Here is a 22,419-nt window from a genome sequence, read left to right on the forward strand (position 1 = left end):
GGCGCGGCGAGGTGTTCTGGCAGGACGACGGCAACCTGGTCGAGGACTACGAGACGACGCTCGCCCTCAAGGAGTCGGGCTGGAAGGTCACGGCCAACGAACACTGCATCGCGTACACGGATCTGATGCCCAGTCTGCGGCAGTCGATCGGCCAGCGCGAGCGCTGGGGCCGGGGAACCGTGGACACGCTGCGCCGCCGCGGCTGGACCAGTTCTGTGAACTACACGAGCGGTATCGGTGCGGGGGCGGTCGCCGGCGGTGGCACTTTTGCCGCCACCGGTGCCGGGAGCACCACGAGCCTGATCATCGCCGCGAGCGTGGCGCTCGCCCTCGGGGGCCTCGCCTCCTGGGGGGCCTCGACGCTGCGCCGCGACGCGCCCGACATAGCCGGCTGACACGGCCGCGGTCGAGCATCCCGCGAAGCCGCAGTGGTAGGGCGGTCACCCCGAGACGATCGGAAGTGGCCGCCCTGACGCGTTTCCTCCGGTGAATCGACGGTGCCTTCCCTGCTCGTCCCCCCGTCCGTATGACAGGCGTGAAGCGACAGCGTGAAGATCGCGAAATGCGCTCCGAGGTGCGCGGATCGCCAATTCGAAGATCGTCGGCGAGGTATGGGCTTGACATGCACGGCACGGTGATGCGGGCGCGGCGCATTTGTTTTGACCACAGCGAATGAGGTAGGTACGCTCAGACCTTGTGCCTGGGGTGTGCCCTGGCTCCCGTGCGTGCCTGTAACCGTATGGGAAGCCGTAAGCGCCGCACCGCAATCTGCCGCCCTTTCCGCCTCGCAGCGGGGGTCTGCAGCATTCGACACACCCGACCGCGTGGGTCGGCGAAGTTCCAGGTTAGCTGTACCCGATCGGCACACAGAAACCGGAGAAGTAGTGCCTACGATCCAGCAGCTGGTCCGCAAGGGCCGGCAGGACAAGGTCGAGAAGAACAAGACGCCCGCACTCGAGGGTTCCCCTCAGCGTCGTGGCGTCTGCACGCGTGTGTTCACGACCACCCCGAAGAAGCCGAACTCGGCCCTGCGTAAGGTCGCGCGTGTGCGCCTGACCAGCGGGATCGAGGTCACCGCTTACATTCCGGGTGAGGGACACAACCTGCAGGAGCACTCCATCGTGCTCGTGCGCGGCGGCCGTGTGAAGGACCTGCCGGGTGTTCGCTACAAGATCATCCGCGGCTCCCTCGACACCCAGGGTGTCAAGAACCGCAAGCAGGCCCGCAGCCGTTACGGCGCCAAGAAGGAGAAGTAAGAATGCCTCGTAAGGGCCCCGCCCCGAAGCGCCCGGTCATCATCGACCCGGTCTACGGTTCTCCTCTGGTGACCTCCCTCATCAACAAGGTGCTGCTGAACGGCAAGCGCTCCACCGCTGAGCGCATCGTCTACGGCGCCATGGAGGGTCTGCGCGAGAAGACCGGCAACGACCCGATCATCACCCTGAAGCGTGCGCTTGAGAACATCAAGCCCACCCTCGAGGTCAAGTCCCGCCGTGTCGGTGGTGCGACCTACCAGGTGCCGATCGAGGTCAAGCCCGGCCGCGCCAACACTCTCGCGCTGCGCTGGCTCGTCGGTTACTCCCGCGCCCGTCGCGAGAAGACCATGACCGAGCGTCTGCTGAACGAGCTGCTCGACGCCTCCAACGGCCTCGGCGCTGCCGTGAAGAAGCGCGAGGACACCCACAAGATGGCCGAGTCCAACAAGGCCTTCGCGCACTACCGCTGGTAGTCGCTACCCCATCGAGAACCGAGAGAAGACTGAAGCCTTATGGCTACCACTTCACTTGACCTGGCCAGGGTCCGCAACATCGGGATCATGGCCCACATCGACGCGGGCAAGACGACGACCACCGAGCGGATCCTGTACTACACCGGTGTCTCGTACAAGATCGGTGAGGTCCACGACGGCGCTGCCACGATGGACTGGATGGAGCAGGAGCAGGAGCGTGGCATCACGATCACGTCTGCTGCCACCACCTGTCACTGGCCGCTCGAGGACGTCGACCACACGATCAACATCATCGACACCCCGGGCCACGTCGACTTCACCGTCGAGGTGGAGCGCTCGCTGCGCGTGCTCGACGGTGCGGTGACGGTGTTCGACGGCGTCGCCGGTGTGGAGCCGCAGTCCGAGACCGTGTGGCGTCAGGCGGACCGCTACGGCGTCCCGCGTATCTGCTTCGTCAACAAGCTCGACCGTACGGGTGCCGAGTTCCACCGCTGCGTCGACATGATCACGGACCGCCTCGGTGCGACCCCGATCGTGATGCAGCTGCCGATCGGTGCCGAGGCCGACTTCAAGGGCGTCGTGGACCTGGTCCGCATGAAGGCGCTCGTGTGGTCCGCCGAGACCGCCCTTGGCGAGGCGTACGACGTCGTCGAGATCCCGGACACCCACCGGGAAGCCGCCGACGAATGGCGCGGCACCCTGCTCGAGACCGTCGCCGAGAACGACGAAGAGATGATGGAGCTGTACCTGGAGGGCGAGGAGCCCACCGAGGAGCAGCTGTACGCGGCGATCCGTCGCATCACCATCAACTCCGGCAAGGGCGGCGGCACCACCGTCACTCCGGTGTTCTGTGGTACGGCCTTCAAGAACAAGGGTGTCCAGCCGCTGCTCGACGCCGTTGTCCGCTACCTTCCGTCGCCGCTCGACATCGAGGCGATCGAGGGCCACGCGGTCAGCGACCCGGAGGAGATCGTCAAGCGCAAGCCCTCCGAGGACGAGCCGCTGTCGGCGCTGGCGTTCAAGATCGCGAGCGACCCGCACCTCGGTAAGCTGACCTTCGTCCGCGTGTACTCCGGCCGCCTCGAGTCGGGTTCTCAGGTGCAGAACTCGGTCAAGGGCAAGAAGGAGCGCATCGGCAAGATCTACCGGATGCACGCCAACAAGCGTGAGGAGATCGAGTCGGTGGGCGCCGGCGACATCGTCGCCGTCATGGGTCTGAAGCAGACCACCACCGGTGAGACCCTCTGCGACCCGGCGAACCCGGTGATCCTCGAGTCGATGGACTTCCCGGCGCCGGTCATCCAGGTCGCCATCGAGCCCAAGTCGAAGGGCGACCAGGAGAAGCTGGGCATCGCGATCCAGCGTCTGGCCGAGGAAGACCCCTCCTTCAAGGTGCACACCGACGAGGAGACCGGCCAGACCATCATCGCGGGCATGGGCGAGCTGCACCTGGACGTGCTGGTCGACCGCATGAAGCGCGAGTTCAAGGTCGAGGCCAACGTCGGCAAGCCGCAGGTCGCGTACCGCGAGACCCTCCGCAAGTCGGTCGACCGGTACGACTACACCCACAAGAAGCAGACCGGTGGTTCCGGTCAGTTCGCGAAGGTGCAGATCGCGCTCGAGCCTCTCGAGGGCGACGGCTACGAGTTCGTCAACAAGGTCACCGGTGGCCGTATCCCGAAGGAATACATTCCTTCCGTGGACGCGGGCTGCCAGGAGGCCATGGAGTTCGGCGTGCTCGCCGGCTACCCGCTCACGGGTGTCCGGGTGGTCCTCCTCGACGGTGCCTACCACGAGGTCGACTCCTCCGAGATGGCCTTCAAGGTCGCTGGTTCGATGGCCTTCAAGGAGGCCGCGCGCAAGGCCTCCCCGGCCCTGCTCGAGCCGATGATGAAGGTCGAGGTGACGACGCCCGAGGACTACATGGGTGACGTCATCGGTGACATCAACTCCCGTCGCGGTCAGATCCAGTCCATGGAGGACCGCCATGGTGCCAAGCTCGTCACGGGCCTGGTGCCGCTGTCGGAGATGTTCGGCTACGTCGGCGATCTCCGCAGCAAGACGTCGGGTCGCGCCAGCTACTCGATGCAGTTCGACTCCTACGCCGAGGTTCCGAAGAACGTCGCCGAGGAGATCATCGCAAAGGCCAAGGGCGAGTAACTCACCCCCCGAGTTCACGCTCTAGGCTTGACTCCGGAGCCTGCTGGGGCATTCCGTCGCAACCGCGAAGGAATGCCCCGGGCTCCGGGATTTCCAGCAAAGATCACCTGGCGCCGATGAAGTAAGGCGTACAGAACCACTCCACAGGAGGACCCCAGTGGCGAAGGCGAAGTTCGAGCGGACTAAGCCGCACGTCAACATCGGCACCATCGGTCACATCGACCACGGTAAGACGACCCTCACGGCCGCCATTACCAAGGTGCTGCACGACGCGTTCCCGGACCTGAACGAGGCCTCGGCGTTCGACCAGATCGACAAGGCTCCTGAGGAGCGCCAGCGCGGTATCACCATCTCCATCGCGCACGTCGAGTACCAGACGGAGACCCGTCACTACGCCCACGTCGACTGCCCCGGTCACGCGGACTACATCAAGAACATGATCACCGGTGCTGCCCAGATGGACGGCGCCATCCTCGTGGTCGCCGCCACCGACGGCCCGATGCCGCAGACCAAGGAGCACGTGCTCCTGGCCCGCCAGGTCGGCGTTCCGTACATCGTCGTCGCCCTGAACAAGGCCGACATGGTGGACGACGAGGAGATCCTGGAGCTCGTCGAGCTCGAGGTCCGTGAGCTCCTCTCCGAGTACGAGTTCCCGGGCGACGACCTGCCGGTCGTCCGTGTCTCCGCGCTCAAGGCCCTCGAGGGCGACAAGGAGTGGGGCCAGTCCGTCCTCAACCTGATGCAGGCCGTGGACGAGAACATCCCCGAGCCCGAGCGTGACGTCGACAAGCCGTTCCTGATGCCGATCGAGGACGTCTTCACGATCACCGGTCGTGGCACCGTCGTCACCGGTCGTATCGAGCGTGGTGTCCTCAAGGTCAACGAGACCGTCGACATCATCGGCATCAAGACCGAGAAGACCACCACCACGGTCACCGGCATCGAGATGTTCCGCAAGCTGCTCGACGAGGGCCAGGCCGGTGAGAACGTCGGTCTGCTGCTCCGCGGCATCAAGCGCGAGGACGTCGAGCGCGGCCAGGTCATCATCAAGCCGGGCTCGGTCACCCCGCACACCGAGTTCGAGGCGCAGGCCTACATCCTGTCCAAGGACGAGGGTGGCCGCCACACGCCGTTCTTCAACAACTACCGTCCGCAGTTCTACTTCCGTACGACGGACGTGACCGGCGTTGTGACCCTCCCCGAGGGCACCGAGATGGTCATGCCGGGTGACAACACCGAGATGAAGGTGGAGCTCATCCAGCCCGTCGCCATGGAGGAGGGCCTGAAGTTCGCCATCCGTGAGGGTGGCCGGACCGTGGGCGCCGGCCAGGTCACCAAGATCACGAAGTAAGTTTCTTACTTCTTGATCGGGGAGACCCGGCGCTCCTAGGGGCATCGAGAAGGGCCCGTACGACTTCGGTCGTGCGGGCCCTTTCGCGTTCCCGCAGAGGCGGTGCCGCTGGTGGGTCGCAGGCATGAAAAATTTTCGGTTCTGTAGACCCATTGTTTCCGGGAAATTATCGCTCCACCATGTGGCTCGGCAGTCGACGCACGTATCTGCCGCCACAACTCCGGAGGAGCGTTTCATGGAGAGGTCTGTCCCGCCACGGCCGAGCCGCAGAGCCGTACTGGGGACGGGCGCGGGTGCCGGTCTCGGCGCCCTGGCGCTGACCGCGCTCGGTGGAACGCTTCCGGGGCTTTCCGGCGTCGCGCAGGCCGCCACCGCGGGGCCTGCGGGGGCCGACGGGACCCGGCCGACGGATGCGGGCTCCTACATCTCCTTCACGGCGAAGGCGGGCGCCTTTCCGCTCGTACGCGACGGGCAGGCCGTGCCGCTCGTGGTGAGCGCCGACGACCACACCGGGGTCGTGCGCGTGGCGGCCGATCTGCGGGACGACATCGAGCGCGTCACGGGCGTGCGCCCGCGCCTGGTGAAGGGCGACGTGCCGAGCGGCTCCCGTGAGATCACCCTGATCGGCACCATCGGCCGCAGTCCGCTGATCGACCGCCTCGTGGAGTCGGGCAAGCTCGCGGTCGACGGCATCAAGGGCACGTGGGAGACGTCTCTGCAGACCGTCGTCGAGCACCCGCTGCCGGGAGTGGAGCGCGCACTTGTCATCGCGGGCAGCGACCCGCGCGGCACGATCTTCGGTGCGTACGACGTCTCGCTCGGGATCGGAGTCTCGCCCTGGTACTGGTGGGACGACGTCCGCCCGGTCCACCGCGACGCGCTGTACGTCCTGCCGGGCCGCCACACCCAGGGAACCCCGGCCGTGAAGTACCGCGGCATCTTCATCAACGACGAGAACCCGGCCCTCGGCACCTGGGCGCCCGCCTACTTCGGCACGGGCAAGGCCGCAGGGTTCCCGGGCGGCTTCAACGCCGACTTCTACGCCAAGGTCTTCGAGCTCCTGCTGCGCCTGAAGGCGAACTACCTGTGGCCGGCGGTGTGGGGGCGCGCCTTCGCCGAGGACGACCCGCAGAACCACGCGCGCGCCAAGGAGTACGGGATTGTCATGGGCACCTCTCACGAGGCGCCCATGATGCGCGGCATCGAGGAGTGGAACCGGCACGCCGTCGCCGCCAAGCGTGACAGCAGCGGGGCCATCACGACCCCGGGCCACGACCCGTACGGCGGCACCGGCGAATGGTCCTTCCGGCGCAACGCCGAGGCCCTCAAGGCGTACTGGACCGACGGCATCCGCCGCATGGCCGACCAGGACTTCGAGGGCGTGGTCACCCTCGGCATGCGCGGCAACGGCGACACCAGCCTGCCCGACGGCGACGGCATCGAGCTGATGCAGGAGATCATCGCCGCCCAGCGCGAGATCATCGCCGAGGTCACCGGCAAGGACCCCGCCTCGATCCCGCAGGTGTGGACCCTCTACAAGGAGGTCCAGCGCTACTGGGACCGCGGCCTGCGAGCCCCCGAGGACGTCACGGTCGTCCTCACCGACGACAACTGGGGCAACATCCGCAAGCACCCCGACCTGTCCGAGCCCGCCCGCAGCGGCGGTTACGGCCTCTATTACCACTTCGACTACGTGGGCGGCGGCCGCAACTACAAGTGGGTGGACACCACCTCACTGCCGAACATGTGGGACCAGCTGCGCCAAGCCGTCGCGTACGGCAACCACGGCCTGTGGGTCACCAACGTCGGCGACCTCAAGGGCAACGAACTGCCCACCCAGTTCTTCCTCGACTACGCCTGGAATCCGGGGCGTTGGGATCTGGAGAACATCCCCGAGTGGGAGCGCCGCTACGCCCGGCAGAACTTCGGCGAGGCCCAGACCTCCGCGATCGCCGAGGTGCTCGCCACGTACGCCCAGCTCCAGTCGCGCCGCAAGCCCGAGCTGCTCAACCGCCGCATCACCCTGAACCCGGCGAAGGACCCGGCCAAGGACTCCTCGGCGATCGTCAACGACGACAAGGCCACGCCGTTCTCGGTCACCGGCCACCGGGAGCTGGAGCGGGTCACCGACGAGTGGCGGAAGCTCGCCAGGGACGCCGACCGGATCGCCCGGCATCTGCCGGAGGCCGACCAGGACGCCTGGTTCGAGCTCGTCGGGTACGAGGTGCAGGCCACCGCGAACGTGTACGCCCTGCGCGAGGCGGAGTTCACCAACCTGCACTACGCGCGGCAGGGACGCGCCGCCACCAACGACCTGGCGGCCACCGCCGAGGCCCGGCTCGCCGAGGACTTCGCGCTGGCCGACCGCTTCAACTCCCAGGTGGCGGGCGGCAAGTGGAAGGGCTTCCAGACCCAGCCGCACATCGGCTACGGCGACGTGGCGCGCTACGGACCGAACGCCTCCTGGCAGCAGCCCGAGCTGAACAACGTCGCCCTCCCCGACGAGATCTTCCCCGCCGTCCAGCGCATCGAGGTGCCGGACGCGGCGGAGCTGGGCGTGGCGGTCGACGGCTCGGACGAGTGGTGGCCTGCGGCCCAGGACCCGGCGGTGCTGCCCGCCTTCAGCCCGTACCAGACCCGCCCCGACCAGTACATCGAGGTCTTCAACCGGGGCCGGGAGCCCTTCGACTACCGCATCACGCCGTCCGTGCCGTGGATCACGGTCGACCGGCCGGAGGGCCGGGTCGAGCAGCAGGTGCGGGCGACGGTGACCGTGGACTGGTCGAAGGCGCCGCGCGGCCGGACCGAGGCGGACATCACCGTGCACGGTCCTGACGGCGCCGCGGTCACCGTCACGGCGATCGCCGAGCACACGTCCGCCCGCGGCCTCAGCGGATTCGTCGAGGCCGGCGGCTATGTCGCGATCGACGCGGAGCACTGCACGCGCGCCGTCGGTGCCGACGACATCGGCTGGCAGCGCATCGACCGCATCGGCCGTACGGGCGCCGGCATGACGCCCGTCCCCGTCACCGCGGCCCGCCGGACGCCGGGCGGCGCCTCGCCCCGCCTGGAGTACGAGGTGAGCCTGCTCGCTCCCCGCACGGTCACGGTGTGGGCCTACCTCTCGCCGCGCAACCCGGCCCTGCCCACCGGCGGCCTGCGCTACGCCGTCTCCTTCGACGACGACGCGCCGCAGACCGTCGACATCACCGCGGTGACCGGCGCCGACGACGGCGTCATGAACGCCCAGTGGGCCCGGAACACCTCCGACAACGTCAACCTCACCGCCACCCGGCACACCCTCGACCGCGCCGGAGTGCACCGCCTGAACTTCTGGATGGTCGACCCGACCGTCGTCCTCCAGCGCCTGGTGATCGACACCGGCGGCCTCACGCCCACGTACCTCGGGCCCCTGGAGAGCCGCCGCGTGCGCTGACCGGCACGCCGCACGACCGCTGCCTGCCGGTCCCCGCATCACCACCAGCACCACCAGCACCCCTGAATCCGTACAACCCATACCGACTAAGGAAGAACATGACGCGTTTCCGCACGCCCATCACCGCCCTCGCGCTGCTCGGCGCGACTCTCGTGGTCACGGGGGCACCGACGGCCGCTGTCGCTTCGGAGTCCGCCGCCACCACGACGGGCACCCCGCTCCGGTCGTACGCCGACCGTGCGGACGTGCGCATCGGCACTGCCGTGGACATGACGGCCCTGGCCCAGGACAAGCAGTACCGAAGGACGACCGCGCGGGAGTTCAGCTCGGTCACCGCCGAGAACGTCATGAAGTGGGAGTCCGTCGAGCCGCAGCGCGGCGTGTACGACTGGTCCAAGGCCGACGCCCTCGTGGACTTCGCCAAGGAGAACGGCCAGGCCGTGCGCGGCCACACCCTCATCTGGCACAACCAGCTGCCGAAGTGGCTGACCTCCGGTGTCGCCGACGGCTCGATCGGCTCGGACGAGCTGCGCGCCATCCTGAAGAACCACATCACCACCGAGGTCGAGCACTTCAAGGGCAAGATCTACCAGTGGGACGTCGTCAACGAGGTCTTCAACGACGACGGCACCCTGCGCAACTCGATCTGGCTGCAGCAGCTCGGCCCGGACTACATCGCCGACGCCTTCCGCTGGGCCCACGAGGCCGACCCCAAGGCGAAGCTGTTCGTGAACGACTACAACGTCGAGGGCGTCAACGCGAAGTCGACGGCCTACTACAACCTGGTCAAGGAGCTGCTTGCCGAGGGCGTCCCGGTCCAGGGCTTCGGCATCCAGGGCCACCTCGGCGTCCAGTACGGCTTCCCGGGCGACGTCGCCGCCAACCTGCAGCGCTTCGCGGACCTCGGCCTGGAGACGGCCTTCACGGAGGTCGACATCCGCATGGTCATGCCCGCGGACGACACGAAGCTCGCGAAGCAGGCCGACTACTACCGCGGCCTGCTCGACGCCTGCCTCGGCGCGACCAGCTGCAAGTCCTTCACGGTCTGGGGCTACACCGACAAGTACAGCTGGGTCCCCGGCACCTTCTCCGGTCAGGGCGCGGCGAACCTGCTGGACGAGAACTACGTCGAGAAGCCGGCGTTCTACGCGGTCCGCGAGGAGCTTGCCTCGGGCCGCTGACCCCACCCGCCAGGCATCGGTGCCCCGGCCGCTCGGCCGGGGCACCCGCATGTCTGCCCCCCGAAGGTTTGACCTGAGCTCGGCACGGGGTACTCTCTTCGGCCCGATTGGCGATGGCCCCGTCCCGTATGGCAGACTATCGGGGTTGCTCGGTTGAGTGCCGATGCTGCGCGCCTCCCGCCGGGAGGACCGGAAGCGAGTCCCACAGTACTCGTCGCCCCTTCTCAGGGGCGGAAGTACGGGAATCTTCCGGGAAGTGTCAGCGGGGTACCGGCCAGGCACCCGGTGGGTGAGCTCATCTCCCGGCCGCGGTCGACGATCGCACCCCCTAGTAGGGAAATCCTTTCCGGATATCTCTGTCAGCGGGGGCGCGACACGCCCGACCGCGTGGGTCGGAGAAGAGGCCCGGCTTTCACGAGCCGGCCGCCGGGTTCCAGAGCGTTTACGAGAGACAGGACTACGAAGTAGCCATGGCGGGACAGAAGATCCGCATCCGGCTCAAGGCCTACGACCACGAGGTCATCGACTCCTCGGCGAAGAAGATCGTCGAGACGGTGACCCGCACTGGTGCGTCGGTCGCGGGCCCGGTGCCGCTGCCCACTGAGAAGAACGTGTACTGCGTCATCAAGTCGCCGCACAAGTACAAGGACTCGCGCGAGCACTTCGAGATGCGTACGCACAAGCGCCTGATCGACATCCTCGACCCGACGCCCAAGACCGTTGACTCTCTGATGCGACTCGACCTTCCGGCCGGTGTCGACATCGAGATCAAGCTCTGAGGGCCGGTGATCTGAGAATGGCTAAGCAGATCAAGGGCATCCTGGGCGAGAAGCTCGGCATGACGCAGGTGTGGGACGAGAACAACCGTGTTGTTCCGGTCACCGTCGTCAAGGCCGGCCCCAACGTCGTCACCCAGGTCCGTACGAACGACACCGACGGCTACGAGTCGGTCCAGATCGCCTTCGGCGAGATCGACCCGCGCAAGGTGAACAAGCCCCTCAAGGGCCACTTCGCCAAGGCCGACGTCACCCCCCGTCGTCACCTCGTCGAGATCCGTACCGCTGACGCCAGCGAGTACACCCTCGGCCAGGAGATCACCGCCGAGACCTTCGAGGCCGGCGTCAAGGTGGACGTGACCGGCAAGAGCAAGGGCAAGGGCTTCGCCGGTGTCATGAAGCGTCACAACTTCAAGGGCCTCGGCGCCGGACACGGCACCCAGCGCAAGCACCGCTCTCCCGGTTCCATCGGTGGCTGCGCCACCCCGGGCCGCGTGTTCAAGGGCCTCCGCATGGCGGGCCGCATGGGCAACGAGCGGGTCACCACCCAGAACCTGACCGTCCACGCCGTTGACGCGGAGAAGGGTCTGCTGCTCATCAAGGGCGCGGTTCCCGGTCCGAACGGCGGCCTCGTCCTGGTCCGCACCGCGGCCAAGGGGGCCTGAGGTAACCGATGAGCACTGTTGACATCCTTTCGCCGGCAGGCGACAAGGCCGGTACCGTCGAGCTCCCCGCGGAGATCTTCGACGCCAAGGTCAGCATTCCGCTGATCCACCAGGTCGTCGTCGCCCAGCTGGCCGCTGCCCGCCAGGGCACGCACAAGACCAAGACGCGCGGCGAGGTCCGCGGCGGTGGCAAGAAGCCGTACCGCCAGAAGGGCACCGGCCGCGCCCGTCAGGGTTCGACCCGTGCGCCGCAGTTCGCCGGCGGTGGCGTCGTCCACGGTCCCGTGCCGCGTGACTACTCGCAGCGGACCCCGAAGAAGATGAAGGCCGCCGCGCTGCGCGGTGCCCTCACCGACCGGGCCCGCAACAGCCGTATCCACGTCGTCACCGGCGTGGTCGAGGGCGAGATCTCCACCAAGGCCGCGAAGAACCTGCTCGGCAAGATCTCGGAGCGCAAGAACGTGCTCCTGGTCATCGAGCGGAACGACGAGGCTGCGCTGCTCTCCGCCCGCAACCTGCCCCAGGTGCACATCCTGGAGCCGGGCCAGCTGAACACGTACGACGTGCTCGTCTCGGACGACGTGGTCTTCACCCAGGCCGCCTTCGAGTCCTTCGTGTCTGGCCCCAAGGCCGATGAGACCGAAGGGAGCGAGGCCTGATGGCTACGCGTCACCCGAGCATTGCCCCCAAGGCCGCCAAGGCCGCGAAGGCCGCGCGCCTCGCCAAGGCGAAGCGCCACGCCACCGAGGGCAAGAACACCGTTGAGACCCCGCTGAGCAAGAGCTTCACGGACCCCCGTGACGTCCTCCTCAAGCCGGTCGTCTCCGAGAAGAGCTACGCGCTGCTCGACGAGGGCAAGTACACCTTCATCGTCGACCCGCGTGCCAACAAGACCCAGATCAAGCAGGCCGTCCAGGCGGTCTTCTCGGTCAAGGTCACCGGGGTCAACACGATCAACCGCCAGGGCAAGCGCAAGCGGACCCGCACGGGCTTCGGCAAGCGTGCCGACAGCAAGCGCGCGATCGTGACCCTCGCCGAGGGCGACCGTATCGACATCTTCGGCCAGGCCTCCTAACGGAGCGCCCTGGTCCGATATCGGACGAGGACTGAGAAATGGGTATCCGCAAGTACAAGCCGACGACTCCGGGCCGTCGTGGCTCCAGCGTCGCCGACTTCGTCGAGGTCACGCGGTCCACGCCGGAGAAGTCGCTGGTCCGCCCGCTGCACAGCAAGGGCGGCCGTAACAACGCCGGTCGTGTGACCGTTCGCCACCAGGGTGGCGGACACAAGCGCGCCTACCGAGTGATCGACTTCCGTCGTCACGACAAGGACGGCGTGCCGGCGAAGGTCGCGCACATCGAGTACGACCCCAACCGCACCGCGCGCATCGCGCTGCTGCACTACGCGGACGGCGAGAAGCGCTACATCCTCGCCCCGCGCAACCTGTCGCAGGGCGACCGGGTCGAGAACGGCCCCGGTGCCGACATCAAGCCGGGCAACAACCTGGCGCTCCGCAACATCCCGGTCGGTACCACGATCCACGCGATCGAGCTCCGTCCCGGTGGCGGCGCCAAGTTCGCCCGCTCCGCCGGTGCCTCCGTGCAGCTGCTGGCGAAGGAGGGCCAGATGGCCCACCTTCGTATGCCGTCCGGTGAGATCCGCCTGGTCGACGTGCGCTGCCGCGCCACCGTCGGCGAGGTCGGCAACGCCGAGCAGTCGAACATCAACTGGGGCAAGGCCGGCCGTAAGCGCTGGCTGGGCGTCCGCCCGACCGTTCGCGGTGTGGCGATGAACCCGGTTGACCACCCGCACGGTGGTGGTGAGGGCAAGACCTCCGGTGGTCGCCACCCGGTCTCCCCGTGGGGTCAGAAGGAGGGTCGTACTCGTTCGCCGAAGAAGGCTTCGAACAAGTACATCGTCCGCCGCCGCAAGACGAACAAGAAGCGCTAGGAGCGGGTTTAGATGCCGCGCAGTCTCAAGAAGGGGCCCTTCGTCGACGACCACCTGATCAAGAAGGTGGACGCCCAGAACGAAGCCGGCACCAAGAACGTCATCAAGACCTGGTCCCGTCGCTCGATGATCATCCCGGCCATGCTCGGCCACACGATCGCGGTGCACAACGGCAAGACCCACATCCCGGTGTTTGTCACCGAGTCGATGGTCGGCCACAAGCTCGGCGAGTTCTCGCCGACGCGCACCTTCCGGGGCCACGTGAAGGAAGACCGGAAGTCGAAGCGCCGCTAGTAGCGGGGTGGAATGACCATGACAGACACTGGAAGGACAACCATGGAAGCCAGGGCCCAGGCGCGGTACATCCGCGTCACGCCCATGAAGGCCCGCCGCGTGGTGGACCTTATCCGTGGCATGGATGCCGCGGAGGCTCAGGCGGTCCTGCGTTTCGCCCCGCAGGCCGCGAGCGTGCCGGTCGGCAAGGTGCTTGACAGCGCCATCGCCAACGCCGCGCACAACTACGACCACACCGATGTCGACAGCCTCTTCATCTCCGAGGCCTACGTCGACGAGGGCCCGACCCTGAAGCGGTTCCGTCCGCGCGCCCAGGGCCGTGCCTACCGGATCCGCAAGCGGACCAGCCACATCACCGTGGTCGTCAGCAGCAAGGAAGGAACCCGGTAATGGGCCAGAAGGTTAACCCGCATGGGTTCCGGCTCGGCATCACCACGGACTTCAAGTCCCGCTGGTACGCCGACAAGCTGTACAAGGACTACGTCAAGGAAGACGTCGCCATCCGTCGGATGATGACGTCCGGCATGGAGCGCGCCGGCATCTCCAAGGTCGAGATCGAGCGCACCCGTGACCGCGTGCGGGTGGACATCCACACCGCGCGTCCCGGCATCGTCATCGGCCGCCGTGGCGCCGAGGCCGACCGCATCCGCGGCGACCTCGAGAAGCTCACGGGCAAGCAGGTCCAGCTGAACATCCTCGAGGTCAAGAGCCCCGAGACCGACGCTCAGCTGGTGGCTCAGGCCGTTGCCGAGCAGCTGTCCTCCCGCGTCTCCTTCCGTCGCGCCATGCGTAAGAGCATGCAGGGCACGATGAAGGCCGGCGCCAAGGGCATCAAGATCCAGTGTGGTGGCCGTCTCGGCGGCGCCGAGATGTCCCGCTCGGAGTTCTACCGCGAGGGCCGTGTGCCCCTGCACACGCTCCGCGCGAACGTCGACTACGGCTTCTTCGAGGCCAAGACGACCTTCGGCCGCATCGGTGTGAAGGTCTGGATCTACAAGGGCGACGTCAAGAACATCGCCGAGGTCCGCGCCGAGAACGCCGCTGCCCGCGCCGGCAACCGCCCGGCCCGTGGCGGCGCCGACCGCCCGGCCCGTGGTGGCCGCGGTGGCGAGCGTGGCGGTCGCGGTCGTAAGCCGCAGCAGCAGTCGGCTCCGGCTGCCGAGGCCCCCAAGGCCGAGGCTCCCGCCGCTGCTCCGGCTGAGAGCACCGGAACGGAGGCCTGACCGACATGCTGATCCCCCGTAGGGTCAAGCACCGCAAGCAGCACCACCCGAAGCGCCGCGGTCAGGCCAAGGGTGGTACGACGGTTGCGTTCGGCGAGTACGGCATCCAGGCCCTCACGCCGGCGTACGTGACCAACCGCCAGATCGAGGCGGCTCGTATCGCGATGACCCGCCACATCAAGCGTGGCGGCAAGGTCTGGATCAACATCTACCCGGACCGCCCGCTGACCAAGAAGCCCGCCGAGACCCGCATGGGTTCCGGTAAGGGTTCGCCGGAGTGGTGGGTCGCGAACGTTCACCCGGGCCGGGTGATGTTCGAGCTGTCCTACCCGAACGAGAAGATTGCGCGTGAGGCGCTTACCCGCGCTGCTCACAAGCTTCCGATGAAGTGCCGCATCGTGCGGCGCGAGGCAGGTGAAGCGTGATGTCGGCCGGCACCAAGGCGTCCGAGCTGCGCGAGCTGGGCAACGAGGAGCTTCTTGGCAAGCTCCGCGAGGCCAAGGAAGAGCTGTTCAACCTCCGCTTCCAGGCGGCGACCGGTCAGCTCGAGAACCACGGCCGTCTCAAGGCGGTCCGTAAGGACATCGCCCGGATCTACACCCTGATGCGTGAGCGCGAGCTCGGCATCGAGACGGTGGAGAGCGCCTGATGAGCGAGAGCAACGTGACTGAGAACAAGAGCACCGAGCGCGGCTTCCGCAAGACCGCCCAGGGCCTCGTCGTCAGCGACAAGATGGACAAGACCGTCGTCGTCGCCGTCGAGGACCGCGTCAAGCACGCGCTGTACGGCAAGGTCATCCGCCGTACGAGCAAGCTCAAGGCGCACGACGAGCAGAACGCTGCGGGCGTCGGCGACCGCGTCCTCCTCATGGAGACCCGGCCGCTGTCCGCGACGAAGCGCTGGCGCGTCGTCGAGATCCTCGAGAAGGCCAAGTAACCCCTTCCGAGGGGCATTCCCCTCGGACCAGTTCCGCCAGGCTCCGGGGGCTGCGACCAAGCAGCCCCCGGGGAACCGGCAGACGATCAGGAGATAGACGTGATCCAGCAGGAGTCGCGACTGCGCGTCGCCGACAACACTGGTGCGAAGGAGATCCTTTGCATCCGTGTTCTCGGTGGCTCCGGTCGCCGCTACGCGGGCATCGGTGACGTCATCGTCGCCACCGTCAAGGACGCGATCCCCGGTGGCAACGTGAAGAAGGGTGACGTCGTCAAGGCGGTCATCGTTCGCACCGTCAAGGAGCGCCGCCGCCAGGACGGCTCGTACATCCGCTTCGACGAGAACGCCGCTGTCATTCTGAAGAACGACGGCGACCCTCGTGGCACCCGTATCTTCGGCCCGGTGGGCCGTGAGCTGCGCGAGAAGAAGTTCATGAAGATCATCTCGCTCGCGCCGGAGGTGCTGTAAGCATGAAGATCAAGAAGGGTGACCTGGTCCAGGTCATCACCGGCAAGGACAAGGGCAAGCAGGGCAAGGTCATTGCCGCTTACCCGCGCGACGAGCGTGTCCTGGTCGAGGGTGTCAACCGGGTCAAGAAGCACACCAAGGCCGGCCCGACGGCCCGCGGCTCCCAGGCCGGCGGCATCGTCACGACCGAGGCCCCGATCCACGTGAGCAACGTTCAGCTCGTTGTGGAGAAGGACGGCAACAAGGTCGTCACTCGCGTCGGCTACCGCTTCGACGACGAGGGCAACAAGATCCGCGTTGCCAAGCGGACGGGTGAGGACATCTGATGGCTACCACCACCACTCCGCGTCTCAAGACGAAGTACCGCGAGGAGATCGCGGGCAAGCTGCGTGAGGAGTTCTCGTACGAGAACGTCATGCAGGTTCCCGGCCTCGTCAAGATCGTGGTCAACATGGGTGTGGGCGACGCCGCCCGCGACTCCAAGCTGATCGAGGGCGCCATCCGCGACCTCACCACGATCACGGGTCAGAAGCCGGCCGTCACCAAGGCCCGCAAGTCCATCGCGCAGTTCAAGCTGCGTGAGGGCCAGCCGATCGGTGCCCACGTCACGCTCCGTGGCGACCGCATGTGGGAGTTCCTGGACCGCACCCTGTCGCTCGCGCTGCCGCGCATCCGCGACTTCCGTGGTCTGTCCCCCAAGCAGTTCGACGGCCGTGGCAACTACACCTTCGGTCTCACCGAGCAGGTCATGTTCCACGAGATCGACCAGGACAAGATCGACCGCACCCGGGGTATGGACATCACCGTGGTGACCACGGCGACCAACGACGCTGAGGGCCGTGCGCTCCTTCGTCACCTCGGCTTCCCCTTCAAGGAGGCGTGAGCGAGATGGCGAAGAAGGCTCTGATTGCCAAGGCTGCTCGCAAGCCCAAGTTCGGTGTGCGTGCGTACACCCGCTGCCAGCGCTGCGGCCGTCCGCACTCCGTGTACCGCAAGTTCGGCCTCTGCCGCGTGTGCCTTCGTGAGATGGCTCACCGTGGCGAGCTGCCGGGCGTGACCAAGAGCTCCTGGTAATCCCCTAGTTCAGGGGAGACCGGAGTCTCTCGGTAAGCAGAGGGTCGTCGGGTGCCCTGCCTTCCATGGCTTAGGCTAGGAGGGTTGGGCGCCCGTCGCCCGTACGACTTACTACGCCGTAGGTCCCCGCGCCGCACCCGTCCCGCCCATGAGTGGGGAGAGGGATGGCGCATACAGGAAACCCCGGCGAGAGAGGCCGAAGGCCAATTCATGACCATGACTGATCCGATCGCAGACATGCTTACGCGTCTGCGGAACGCGAACTCGGCATACCACGACTCGGTGTCGATGCCGCACAGCAAGATCAAGTCGCACATCGCGGAGATCCTCCAGCAGGAGGGCTTCATCACGGGCTGGCGCGTCGAGGACGCCGAGGTGGGCAAGAACCTCGTCCTCGAGCTGAAGTTCGGCCCGAACCGTGAGCGCTCCATCGCGGGCATCAAGCGGATCTCCAAGCCCGGTCTCCGGGTGTACGCGAAGTCCACCAACCTGCCGAAGGTGCTCGGCGGCCTGGGCGTGGCGATCATCTCCACGTCCCACGGGCTCCTCACCGACAAGCAGGCCGGCAAGAAGGGCGTGGGTGGGGAAGTCCTCGCCTACGTCTGGTAGCGGAAGGGAACGGAGGAAACAGCTATGTCGCGTATTGGCAAGCTCCCCATCACGGTTCCCGCCGGCGTGGACGTCACCATCGACGGCCGTACGGTCCAGGTGAAGGGCCCCAAGGGCGCCCTCTCTCACACCGTTGCCGCGCCGATCGACATCGTTAAGGGCGAGGACGGCGTTCTGAACGTCACCCGTCCGAACGACGAGCGTCAGAACAAGGCCCTGCACGGCCTGTCCCGCACGCTGGTGGCGAACATGATCACCGGCGTGACCCAGGGTTACGTGAAGAAGCTCGAGATCAGCGGTGTCGGTTACCGCGTCGTGGCGAAGGGCTCGAACCTCGAGTTCTCGCTCGGCTACAGCCACCCGATCCTGATCGAGGCCCCCGAGGGCATCTCGTTCAAGGTCGAGTCGCCGACCAGGTTCTCGGTCGAGGGCATCGACAAGCAGAAGGTCGGCGAGGTTGCGGCCAACATCCGCAAGCTGCGCAAGCCCGACCCGTACAAGGCCAAGGGCGTCAAGTACGAGGGCGAAGTCATCCGCCGCAAGGTCGGAAAGGCGGGTAAGTAAGCCATGGCATACGGTGTGAAGATCGCCAAGGGCAATGCCTACAAGGCGACTGCCATCAAGCGCCGCCACATCCGCATCCGCAAGAGGATCTCGGGTACGGCCGAGCGTCCGCGCCTGGTCGTGACGCGCTCGAACCGCCACATCGTGGCCCAGGTCATCGACGACATCCAGGGTCACACCCTGGCGTCGGCGTCGACCCTGGACACGTCGATCCGCGGTGGCGAGGGCGACAAGTCCGCGGCTGCCGGCAAGGTCGGCGCCCTGGTCGCCGAGCGTGCCAAGGCCGCGGGTGTCGAGGCCGTCGTGTTCGACCGTGGTGGCAACAAGTACGCCGGGCGCATCGCCGCCCTGGCGGACGCCGCCCGCGAAGCCGGGCTCAAGTTCTGAGCCGCTTGTAGCTAGCGGAAAGAGAGAGGTAATCCAATGGCTGGACCCCAGCGCCGCGGAAGCGGTGCCGGTGGCGGCGAGCGGCGGGACCGGAAGGGCCGTGACGGCGGCGCTGCTGCCGCCGAGAAGACCGCGTACGTTGAGCGCGTCGTCGCGATCAACCGCGTCGCCAAGGTTGTGAAGGGTGGTCGTCGCTTCAGCTTCACCGCGCTGGTCGTGGTGGGCGACGGTGACGGCACCGTGGGTGTCGGTTACGGCAAGGCCAAGGAGGTGCCGGCCGCCATCGCCAAGGGCGTTGAGGAGGCCAAGAAGCACTTCTTCAAGGTCCCCCGTATCCAGGGCACCATCCCGCACCCGATCCAGGGTGAGAAGGCTGCCGGCGTCGTGCTGCTCAAGCCCGCGTCCCCGGGTACCGGCGTTATCGCCGGTGGTCCGGTGCGTGCCGTGCTCGAGTGCGCCGGTATCCACGACATCCTGTCGAAGTCGCTCGGCTCCGACAACGCGATCAACATCGTGCACGCGACCGTGGAGGCCCTGAAGGGCCTGCAGCGTCCCGAGGAGGTCGCGGCCCGCCGTGGTCTGCCCCTCGAGGACGTCGCCCCTGCGGCTCTGCTCCGTGCGCGTGCCGGGGCGGGTGTGTGATGGCTCGCCTCAAGATCACGCAGACGAAGTCGTACATCGGCAGCAAGCAGAACCACCGTGACACCCTGCGGACCCTGGGCCTCAAGCGCCTGGGCGACGTGGTTGTCAAGGAGGACCGCCCCGAGTTCCGCGGCATGGTGCGCCATGTCCGTCACCTCGTGACGGTCGAGGAGGTCGACTGATCATGGCGGAGCAGAACCCGCTCAAGATCCACAACCTCCGTCCCGCCCCGGGCGCCAAGACCGCCAAGACCCGTGTCGGTCGTGGTGAGGCGTCGAAGGGTAAGACGGCCGGTCGTGGTACCAAGGGCACCAAGGCCCGCTACCAGGTTCCGGAGCGCTTCGAGGGTGGCCAGATGCCGCTGCACATGCGCCTCCCGAAGCTGAAGGGCTTCAAGAACCCGTTCAAGACCGAGTACCAGGTCGTGAACCTCGACAAGCTGACCGCGCTCTACCCCGAGGGTGGCGAGGTCACCGTCGAGGGCCTGGTCGCCAAGGGTGCCGTTCGCAAGAACAGCCTCGTCAAGGTCCTCGGCCAGGGCGAGGTCTCCGTGGCGCTGCAGGTGACGGTCGACGCCGTCTCCGGCTCCGCCAAGGAGAAGATCACCGCCGCCGGCGGTACCGTCACCGAGCTCGTCTGAACCTTCAGAGAACGAGCCCGATGATCTGAACGATCCCACCGGGGATGCTCCACAAATGGGGTATCCCCGGTTGGTCGTTCCAGGGGAGCACGGTCGCCGGTAAGGTGGCCTTCACTGTTAACTTTTCGTCTGGTGTGCCTTCAGGGGCGCCAGGCGGCTTGACCGATACGTATTCGTCGAACCTCAAGACCGTCACCTCTGACGCATGTGCGCGGGGGTCGCAGGAGGCACCGTGCTCACCGCGTTCGCCCGGGCGTTCAGGACGCCCGACCTGCGCAAGAAGCTGCTCTTCACGCTCGGCATCATCGTGGTCTACCGGGTCGGGGCGCACATTCCGATCCCGGGCGTCAGCTATCAGAACGTCCAGACATGTATGGACCAGGCGAACGCCAACCAGGGTCTCTTCGGCCTGGTGAACATGTTCAGCGGCGGCGCCCTGCTGCAGATCACGGTCTTCGCGCTCGGCATCATGCCGTACATCACGGCGAGCATCATTCTCCAGCTGCTGACCGTGGTGATCCCGCGCCTTGAGGCCCTGAAGAAGGAGGGCCAGGCGGGCACGACGAAGATCACGCAGTACACGCGCTATCTGACCGTGGCGCTCGCCATCCTGCAGGGCACGGGCCTGGTCGCGACCGCGCGCAGCGGCGCGCTCTTCTCCGGTTGCCCGGTGGCCAGCGAGATCGTTCCCGACCAGTCGATCTTCGTGACCATCACCATGGTCATCACCATGACCGCGGGCACCGCAGTCGTCATGTGGCTCGGTGAGCTCATCACCGACCGCGGCATCGGCAACGGCATGTCCATCCTGATGTTCATCTCGATCGCCGCCACCTTCCCGAGCGCCATGTGGGCCATCAAGAAGCAGGGCAAGCTGGCGGACGGCTGGATCGAGTTCGGCGTCGTGATCCTCGTCGGCCTGGTCATGGTCGCCTTGGTGGTCTTCGTCGAGCAGGCCCAGCGCCGCATCCCGGTGCAGTACGCGAAGCGCATGATCGGCCGTCGTTCGTACGGCGGCACGTCGACCTACATCCCGCTCAAGGTCAACCAGGCGGGTGTGATTCCTGTCATCTTCGCGTCGTCGCTGCTCTACATTCCGGCGCTGGTCGCCCAGTTCGCCGGGGGCAATTCGGGATGGAAGACCTGGATCGACCAGAACCTGACCAAGGGCACTCACCCGTACTACATCGTCAGTTACTTCCTCTTGATCGTGTTTTTCGCCTTCTTCTATGTGGCGATCTCGTTCAACCCCGAGGAAGTTGCAGACAACATGAAGAAGTATGGTGGCTTCATCCCGGGCATCCGGGCTGGCCGACCGACCGCTGAGTATCTGAGCTACGTACTCAACCGGATCACCTGGCCGGGCTCGCTGTATCTGGGCCTGATCGCTCTCGTACCGACGATGGCATTGGCCGGCTTCAACGCGAACCAGAATTTCCCGTTCGGCGGGACGAGCATCCTCATCATCGTGGGTGTCGGTCTGGAGACCGTGAAGCAGATCGAGAGCCAGCTCCAGCAGCGCAATTACGAAGGGTTCCTCCGCTGATGCGTATCGTCCTCGTCGGGCCGCCTGGTGCGGGTAAGGGAACGCAGGCCGCGTTCCTCGCCAAGAACCTGTCGATCCCGCACATCTCCACGGGCGACCTGTTCCGAGCCAACATCAGCCAGGGCACGGAGCTGGGCAAGAGGGCGAAGGCGTACATGGACGCCGGCAACCTGGTGCCGGACGAGGTCACCATCGGGATGGCCAAGGACCGTATGTCGCAGCCGGACGCCGAGAACGGCTTCCTGCTCGACGGCTTCCCGCGCAACGTGTCCCAGGCCGAGGCGCTCGACGAGACGCTCAAGGCGGAGGGCATGAAGCTCGACGCCGTGCTGGACCTCGAGGTCCCCGAGGACGAGGTGGTCAAGCGGATCGCCGGCCGCCGGGTCTGCCGCAAGGACTCCAGCCACGTCTTCCACGCCACGTACAGCCCGCCGCAGCAGGACGGCGTCTGCGACGTCTGCGGTGGCGAGCTCTACCAGCGTGACGACGACAGCGAGGAGACCGTCCGCAAGCGGCTCGAGGTCTACCACACGCAGACCGAGCCGATCATCGACTACTACCGGAACCAGGGGCTGCTGATCACGATCTCGGCGCTGGGGAAGGTGGACGAGGTCACCAAGCGCGCGATGGGCGCGCTCGCGCGCGAGAGCGCGTAACGGTTCCTTCACGTCGGCCGCGGCGCCCCCTTCGGGGTGCCGCGGCCGACGTGTTTGTCTGGGGGACGGCTCCGCCGACGGGGGCCTTATCGTTGACCTAGCCCGTGCTTCCCGTACAGAAAGGCGTCAGCC

Annotated in this window: 30 protein-coding genes; all 30 read left to right on the forward strand. The window is 66.7% G+C overall.

The window, feature by feature from the left end:
- Positions 1-11 precede the first annotated feature (11 nt).
- Positions 12-395, forward strand: a complete 384-nt coding sequence (locus tag ACWD4J_RS25655) for a glycosyltransferase (RefSeq protein ID WP_451397781.1) — start codon at positions 12-14, stop codon at positions 393-395.
- A gap of 489 nt (positions 396-884) precedes the next feature.
- Complete coding sequence (gene rpsL, locus ACWD4J_RS25660; RefSeq protein ID WP_003948652.1) at positions 885-1,256, forward strand: 30S ribosomal protein S12; 372 nt, start codon at positions 885-887, stop codon at positions 1,254-1,256.
- Positions 1,257-1,258: 2 nt separating this feature from the next.
- Positions 1,259-1,729, forward strand: coding sequence for a 30S ribosomal protein S7 (gene rpsG / locus ACWD4J_RS25665; protein WP_003992340.1), 471 nt, complete (start codon positions 1,259-1,261; stop codon positions 1,727-1,729).
- Between the two features lie 39 nt (positions 1,730-1,768).
- Positions 1,769-3,889, forward strand: coding sequence for an elongation factor G (gene fusA / locus ACWD4J_RS25670; RefSeq protein ID WP_451397782.1), 2,121 nt, complete (start codon positions 1,769-1,771; stop codon positions 3,887-3,889).
- Between the two features lie 157 nt (positions 3,890-4,046).
- The gene (gene tuf, locus ACWD4J_RS25675; RefSeq protein ID WP_451397783.1) at positions 4,047-5,240 is read left to right on the forward strand and encodes an elongation factor Tu; all 1,194 of its coding nucleotides are present in this window, start codon (positions 4,047-4,049) and stop codon (positions 5,238-5,240) included.
- Between the two features lie 235 nt (positions 5,241-5,475).
- Complete coding sequence (locus tag ACWD4J_RS25680) at positions 5,476-8,676, forward strand: glycosyl hydrolase 115 family protein (protein ID WP_451397784.1); 3,201 nt, start codon at positions 5,476-5,478, stop codon at positions 8,674-8,676.
- Positions 8,677-8,774: 98 nt separating this feature from the next.
- Positions 8,775-9,857 (forward strand): endo-1,4-beta-xylanase, encoded by a 1,083-nt coding sequence (locus ACWD4J_RS25685; protein ID WP_451397785.1) that lies wholly within the window; start codon positions 8,775-8,777, stop codon positions 9,855-9,857.
- Between the two features lie 470 nt (positions 9,858-10,327).
- On the forward strand, positions 10,328-10,636 hold the full coding sequence (rpsJ, locus tag ACWD4J_RS25690; protein WP_003948644.1) for a 30S ribosomal protein S10: 309 nt from the start codon (positions 10,328-10,330) through the stop codon (positions 10,634-10,636).
- 17 nt (positions 10,637-10,653) lie between these two features.
- Positions 10,654-11,298 (forward strand): 50S ribosomal protein L3, encoded by a 645-nt coding sequence (gene rplC / locus ACWD4J_RS25695; RefSeq protein WP_355782961.1) that lies wholly within the window; start codon positions 10,654-10,656, stop codon positions 11,296-11,298.
- Between the two features lie 8 nt (positions 11,299-11,306).
- A complete protein-coding gene (gene rplD / locus ACWD4J_RS25700; protein ID WP_451397786.1) occupies positions 11,307-11,957 on the forward strand; it encodes a 50S ribosomal protein L4 in 651 nt (216 codons plus the stop codon).
- Positions 11,957-12,373, forward strand: a complete 417-nt coding sequence (rplW, locus tag ACWD4J_RS25705) for a 50S ribosomal protein L23 (protein ID WP_451397787.1) — start codon at positions 11,957-11,959, stop codon at positions 12,371-12,373. The genes rplD and rplW overlap by 1 nt, the downstream gene beginning before the upstream one ends.
- Before the next feature lie 38 nt (positions 12,374-12,411).
- Positions 12,412-13,248 (forward strand): 50S ribosomal protein L2, encoded by an 837-nt coding sequence (rplB, locus tag ACWD4J_RS25710; protein ID WP_028805741.1) that lies wholly within the window; start codon positions 12,412-12,414, stop codon positions 13,246-13,248.
- A 12-nt stretch (positions 13,249-13,260) separates the two neighbouring features.
- Positions 13,261-13,542 carry a 30S ribosomal protein S19 gene (gene rpsS / locus ACWD4J_RS25715; protein ID WP_137303156.1) on the forward strand — a complete coding sequence of 94 codons (282 nt, stop codon included), beginning with the start codon at positions 13,261-13,263 and terminating at the stop codon, positions 13,540-13,542.
- Between the two features lie 42 nt (positions 13,543-13,584).
- Complete coding sequence (rplV, locus tag ACWD4J_RS25720; RefSeq protein WP_030420835.1) at positions 13,585-13,932, forward strand: 50S ribosomal protein L22; 348 nt, start codon at positions 13,585-13,587, stop codon at positions 13,930-13,932.
- Positions 13,932-14,765, forward strand: a complete 834-nt coding sequence (gene rpsC / locus ACWD4J_RS25725; RefSeq protein WP_451397788.1) for a 30S ribosomal protein S3 — start codon at positions 13,932-13,934, stop codon at positions 14,763-14,765. Before rplV ends, rpsC begins: the two co-directional genes overlap by 1 nt.
- Before the next feature lie 5 nt (positions 14,766-14,770).
- Positions 14,771-15,190, forward strand: coding sequence for a 50S ribosomal protein L16 (gene rplP / locus ACWD4J_RS25730; protein ID WP_033319640.1), 420 nt, complete (start codon positions 14,771-14,773; stop codon positions 15,188-15,190).
- A complete protein-coding gene (gene rpmC, locus ACWD4J_RS25735; RefSeq protein WP_030174543.1) occupies positions 15,190-15,414 on the forward strand; it encodes a 50S ribosomal protein L29 in 225 nt (74 codons plus the stop codon). Before rplP ends, rpmC begins: the two co-directional genes overlap by 1 nt.
- The gene (gene rpsQ / locus ACWD4J_RS25740) at positions 15,414-15,701 is read left to right on the forward strand and encodes a 30S ribosomal protein S17 (RefSeq protein ID WP_451397789.1); all 288 of its coding nucleotides are present in this window, start codon (positions 15,414-15,416) and stop codon (positions 15,699-15,701) included. Before rpmC ends, rpsQ begins: the two co-directional genes overlap by 1 nt.
- A 99-nt stretch (positions 15,702-15,800) precedes the next feature.
- A complete protein-coding gene (gene rplN / locus ACWD4J_RS25745) occupies positions 15,801-16,169 on the forward strand; it encodes a 50S ribosomal protein L14 (protein WP_003956455.1) in 369 nt (122 codons plus the stop codon).
- Between the two features lie 2 nt (positions 16,170-16,171).
- Complete coding sequence (gene rplX / locus ACWD4J_RS25750; RefSeq protein WP_053674523.1) at positions 16,172-16,495, forward strand: 50S ribosomal protein L24; 324 nt, start codon at positions 16,172-16,174, stop codon at positions 16,493-16,495.
- A complete protein-coding gene (gene rplE, locus ACWD4J_RS25755) occupies positions 16,495-17,052 on the forward strand; it encodes a 50S ribosomal protein L5 (protein ID WP_077796752.1) in 558 nt (185 codons plus the stop codon). Before rplX ends, rplE begins: the two co-directional genes overlap by 1 nt.
- A gap of 5 nt (positions 17,053-17,057) precedes the next feature.
- Positions 17,058-17,243, forward strand: a complete 186-nt coding sequence (locus tag ACWD4J_RS25760) for a type Z 30S ribosomal protein S14 (protein WP_003956452.1) — start codon at positions 17,058-17,060, stop codon at positions 17,241-17,243.
- 210 nt (positions 17,244-17,453) lie between these two features.
- The gene (gene rpsH / locus ACWD4J_RS25765; RefSeq protein WP_055706474.1) at positions 17,454-17,852 is read left to right on the forward strand and encodes a 30S ribosomal protein S8; all 399 of its coding nucleotides are present in this window, start codon (positions 17,454-17,456) and stop codon (positions 17,850-17,852) included.
- Between the two features lie 24 nt (positions 17,853-17,876).
- Positions 17,877-18,416, forward strand: coding sequence for a 50S ribosomal protein L6 (gene rplF, locus ACWD4J_RS25770; RefSeq protein WP_451397790.1), 540 nt, complete (start codon positions 17,877-17,879; stop codon positions 18,414-18,416).
- Between the two features lie 3 nt (positions 18,417-18,419).
- On the forward strand, positions 18,420-18,803 hold the full coding sequence (rplR, locus tag ACWD4J_RS25775; RefSeq protein ID WP_451397791.1) for a 50S ribosomal protein L18: 384 nt from the start codon (positions 18,420-18,422) through the stop codon (positions 18,801-18,803).
- A 36-nt stretch (positions 18,804-18,839) separates the two neighbouring features.
- Positions 18,840-19,445, forward strand: a complete 606-nt coding sequence (rpsE, locus tag ACWD4J_RS25780) for a 30S ribosomal protein S5 (RefSeq protein WP_142141939.1) — start codon at positions 18,840-18,842, stop codon at positions 19,443-19,445.
- Entirely contained in the window at positions 19,445-19,627 is a 183-nt protein-coding gene (rpmD, locus tag ACWD4J_RS25785) for a 50S ribosomal protein L30 (RefSeq protein ID WP_181659089.1), read from the forward strand. The genes rpsE and rpmD overlap by 1 nt, the downstream gene beginning before the upstream one ends.
- A gap of 2 nt (positions 19,628-19,629) precedes the next feature.
- The gene (gene rplO / locus ACWD4J_RS25790; protein ID WP_451397792.1) at positions 19,630-20,085 is read left to right on the forward strand and encodes a 50S ribosomal protein L15; all 456 of its coding nucleotides are present in this window, start codon (positions 19,630-19,632) and stop codon (positions 20,083-20,085) included.
- Positions 20,086-20,317: 232 nt separating this feature from the next.
- The gene (gene secY, locus ACWD4J_RS25795; protein ID WP_451397793.1) at positions 20,318-21,631 is read left to right on the forward strand and encodes a preprotein translocase subunit SecY; all 1,314 of its coding nucleotides are present in this window, start codon (positions 20,318-20,320) and stop codon (positions 21,629-21,631) included.
- Positions 21,631-22,287, forward strand: a complete 657-nt coding sequence (locus ACWD4J_RS25800; RefSeq protein WP_451397794.1) for an adenylate kinase — start codon at positions 21,631-21,633, stop codon at positions 22,285-22,287. Before secY ends, ACWD4J_RS25800 begins: the two co-directional genes overlap by 1 nt.
- Positions 22,288-22,419: the final 132 nt, after the last annotated feature.

Source organism: Streptomyces sp. NPDC002577, from assembly GCF_053594815.1.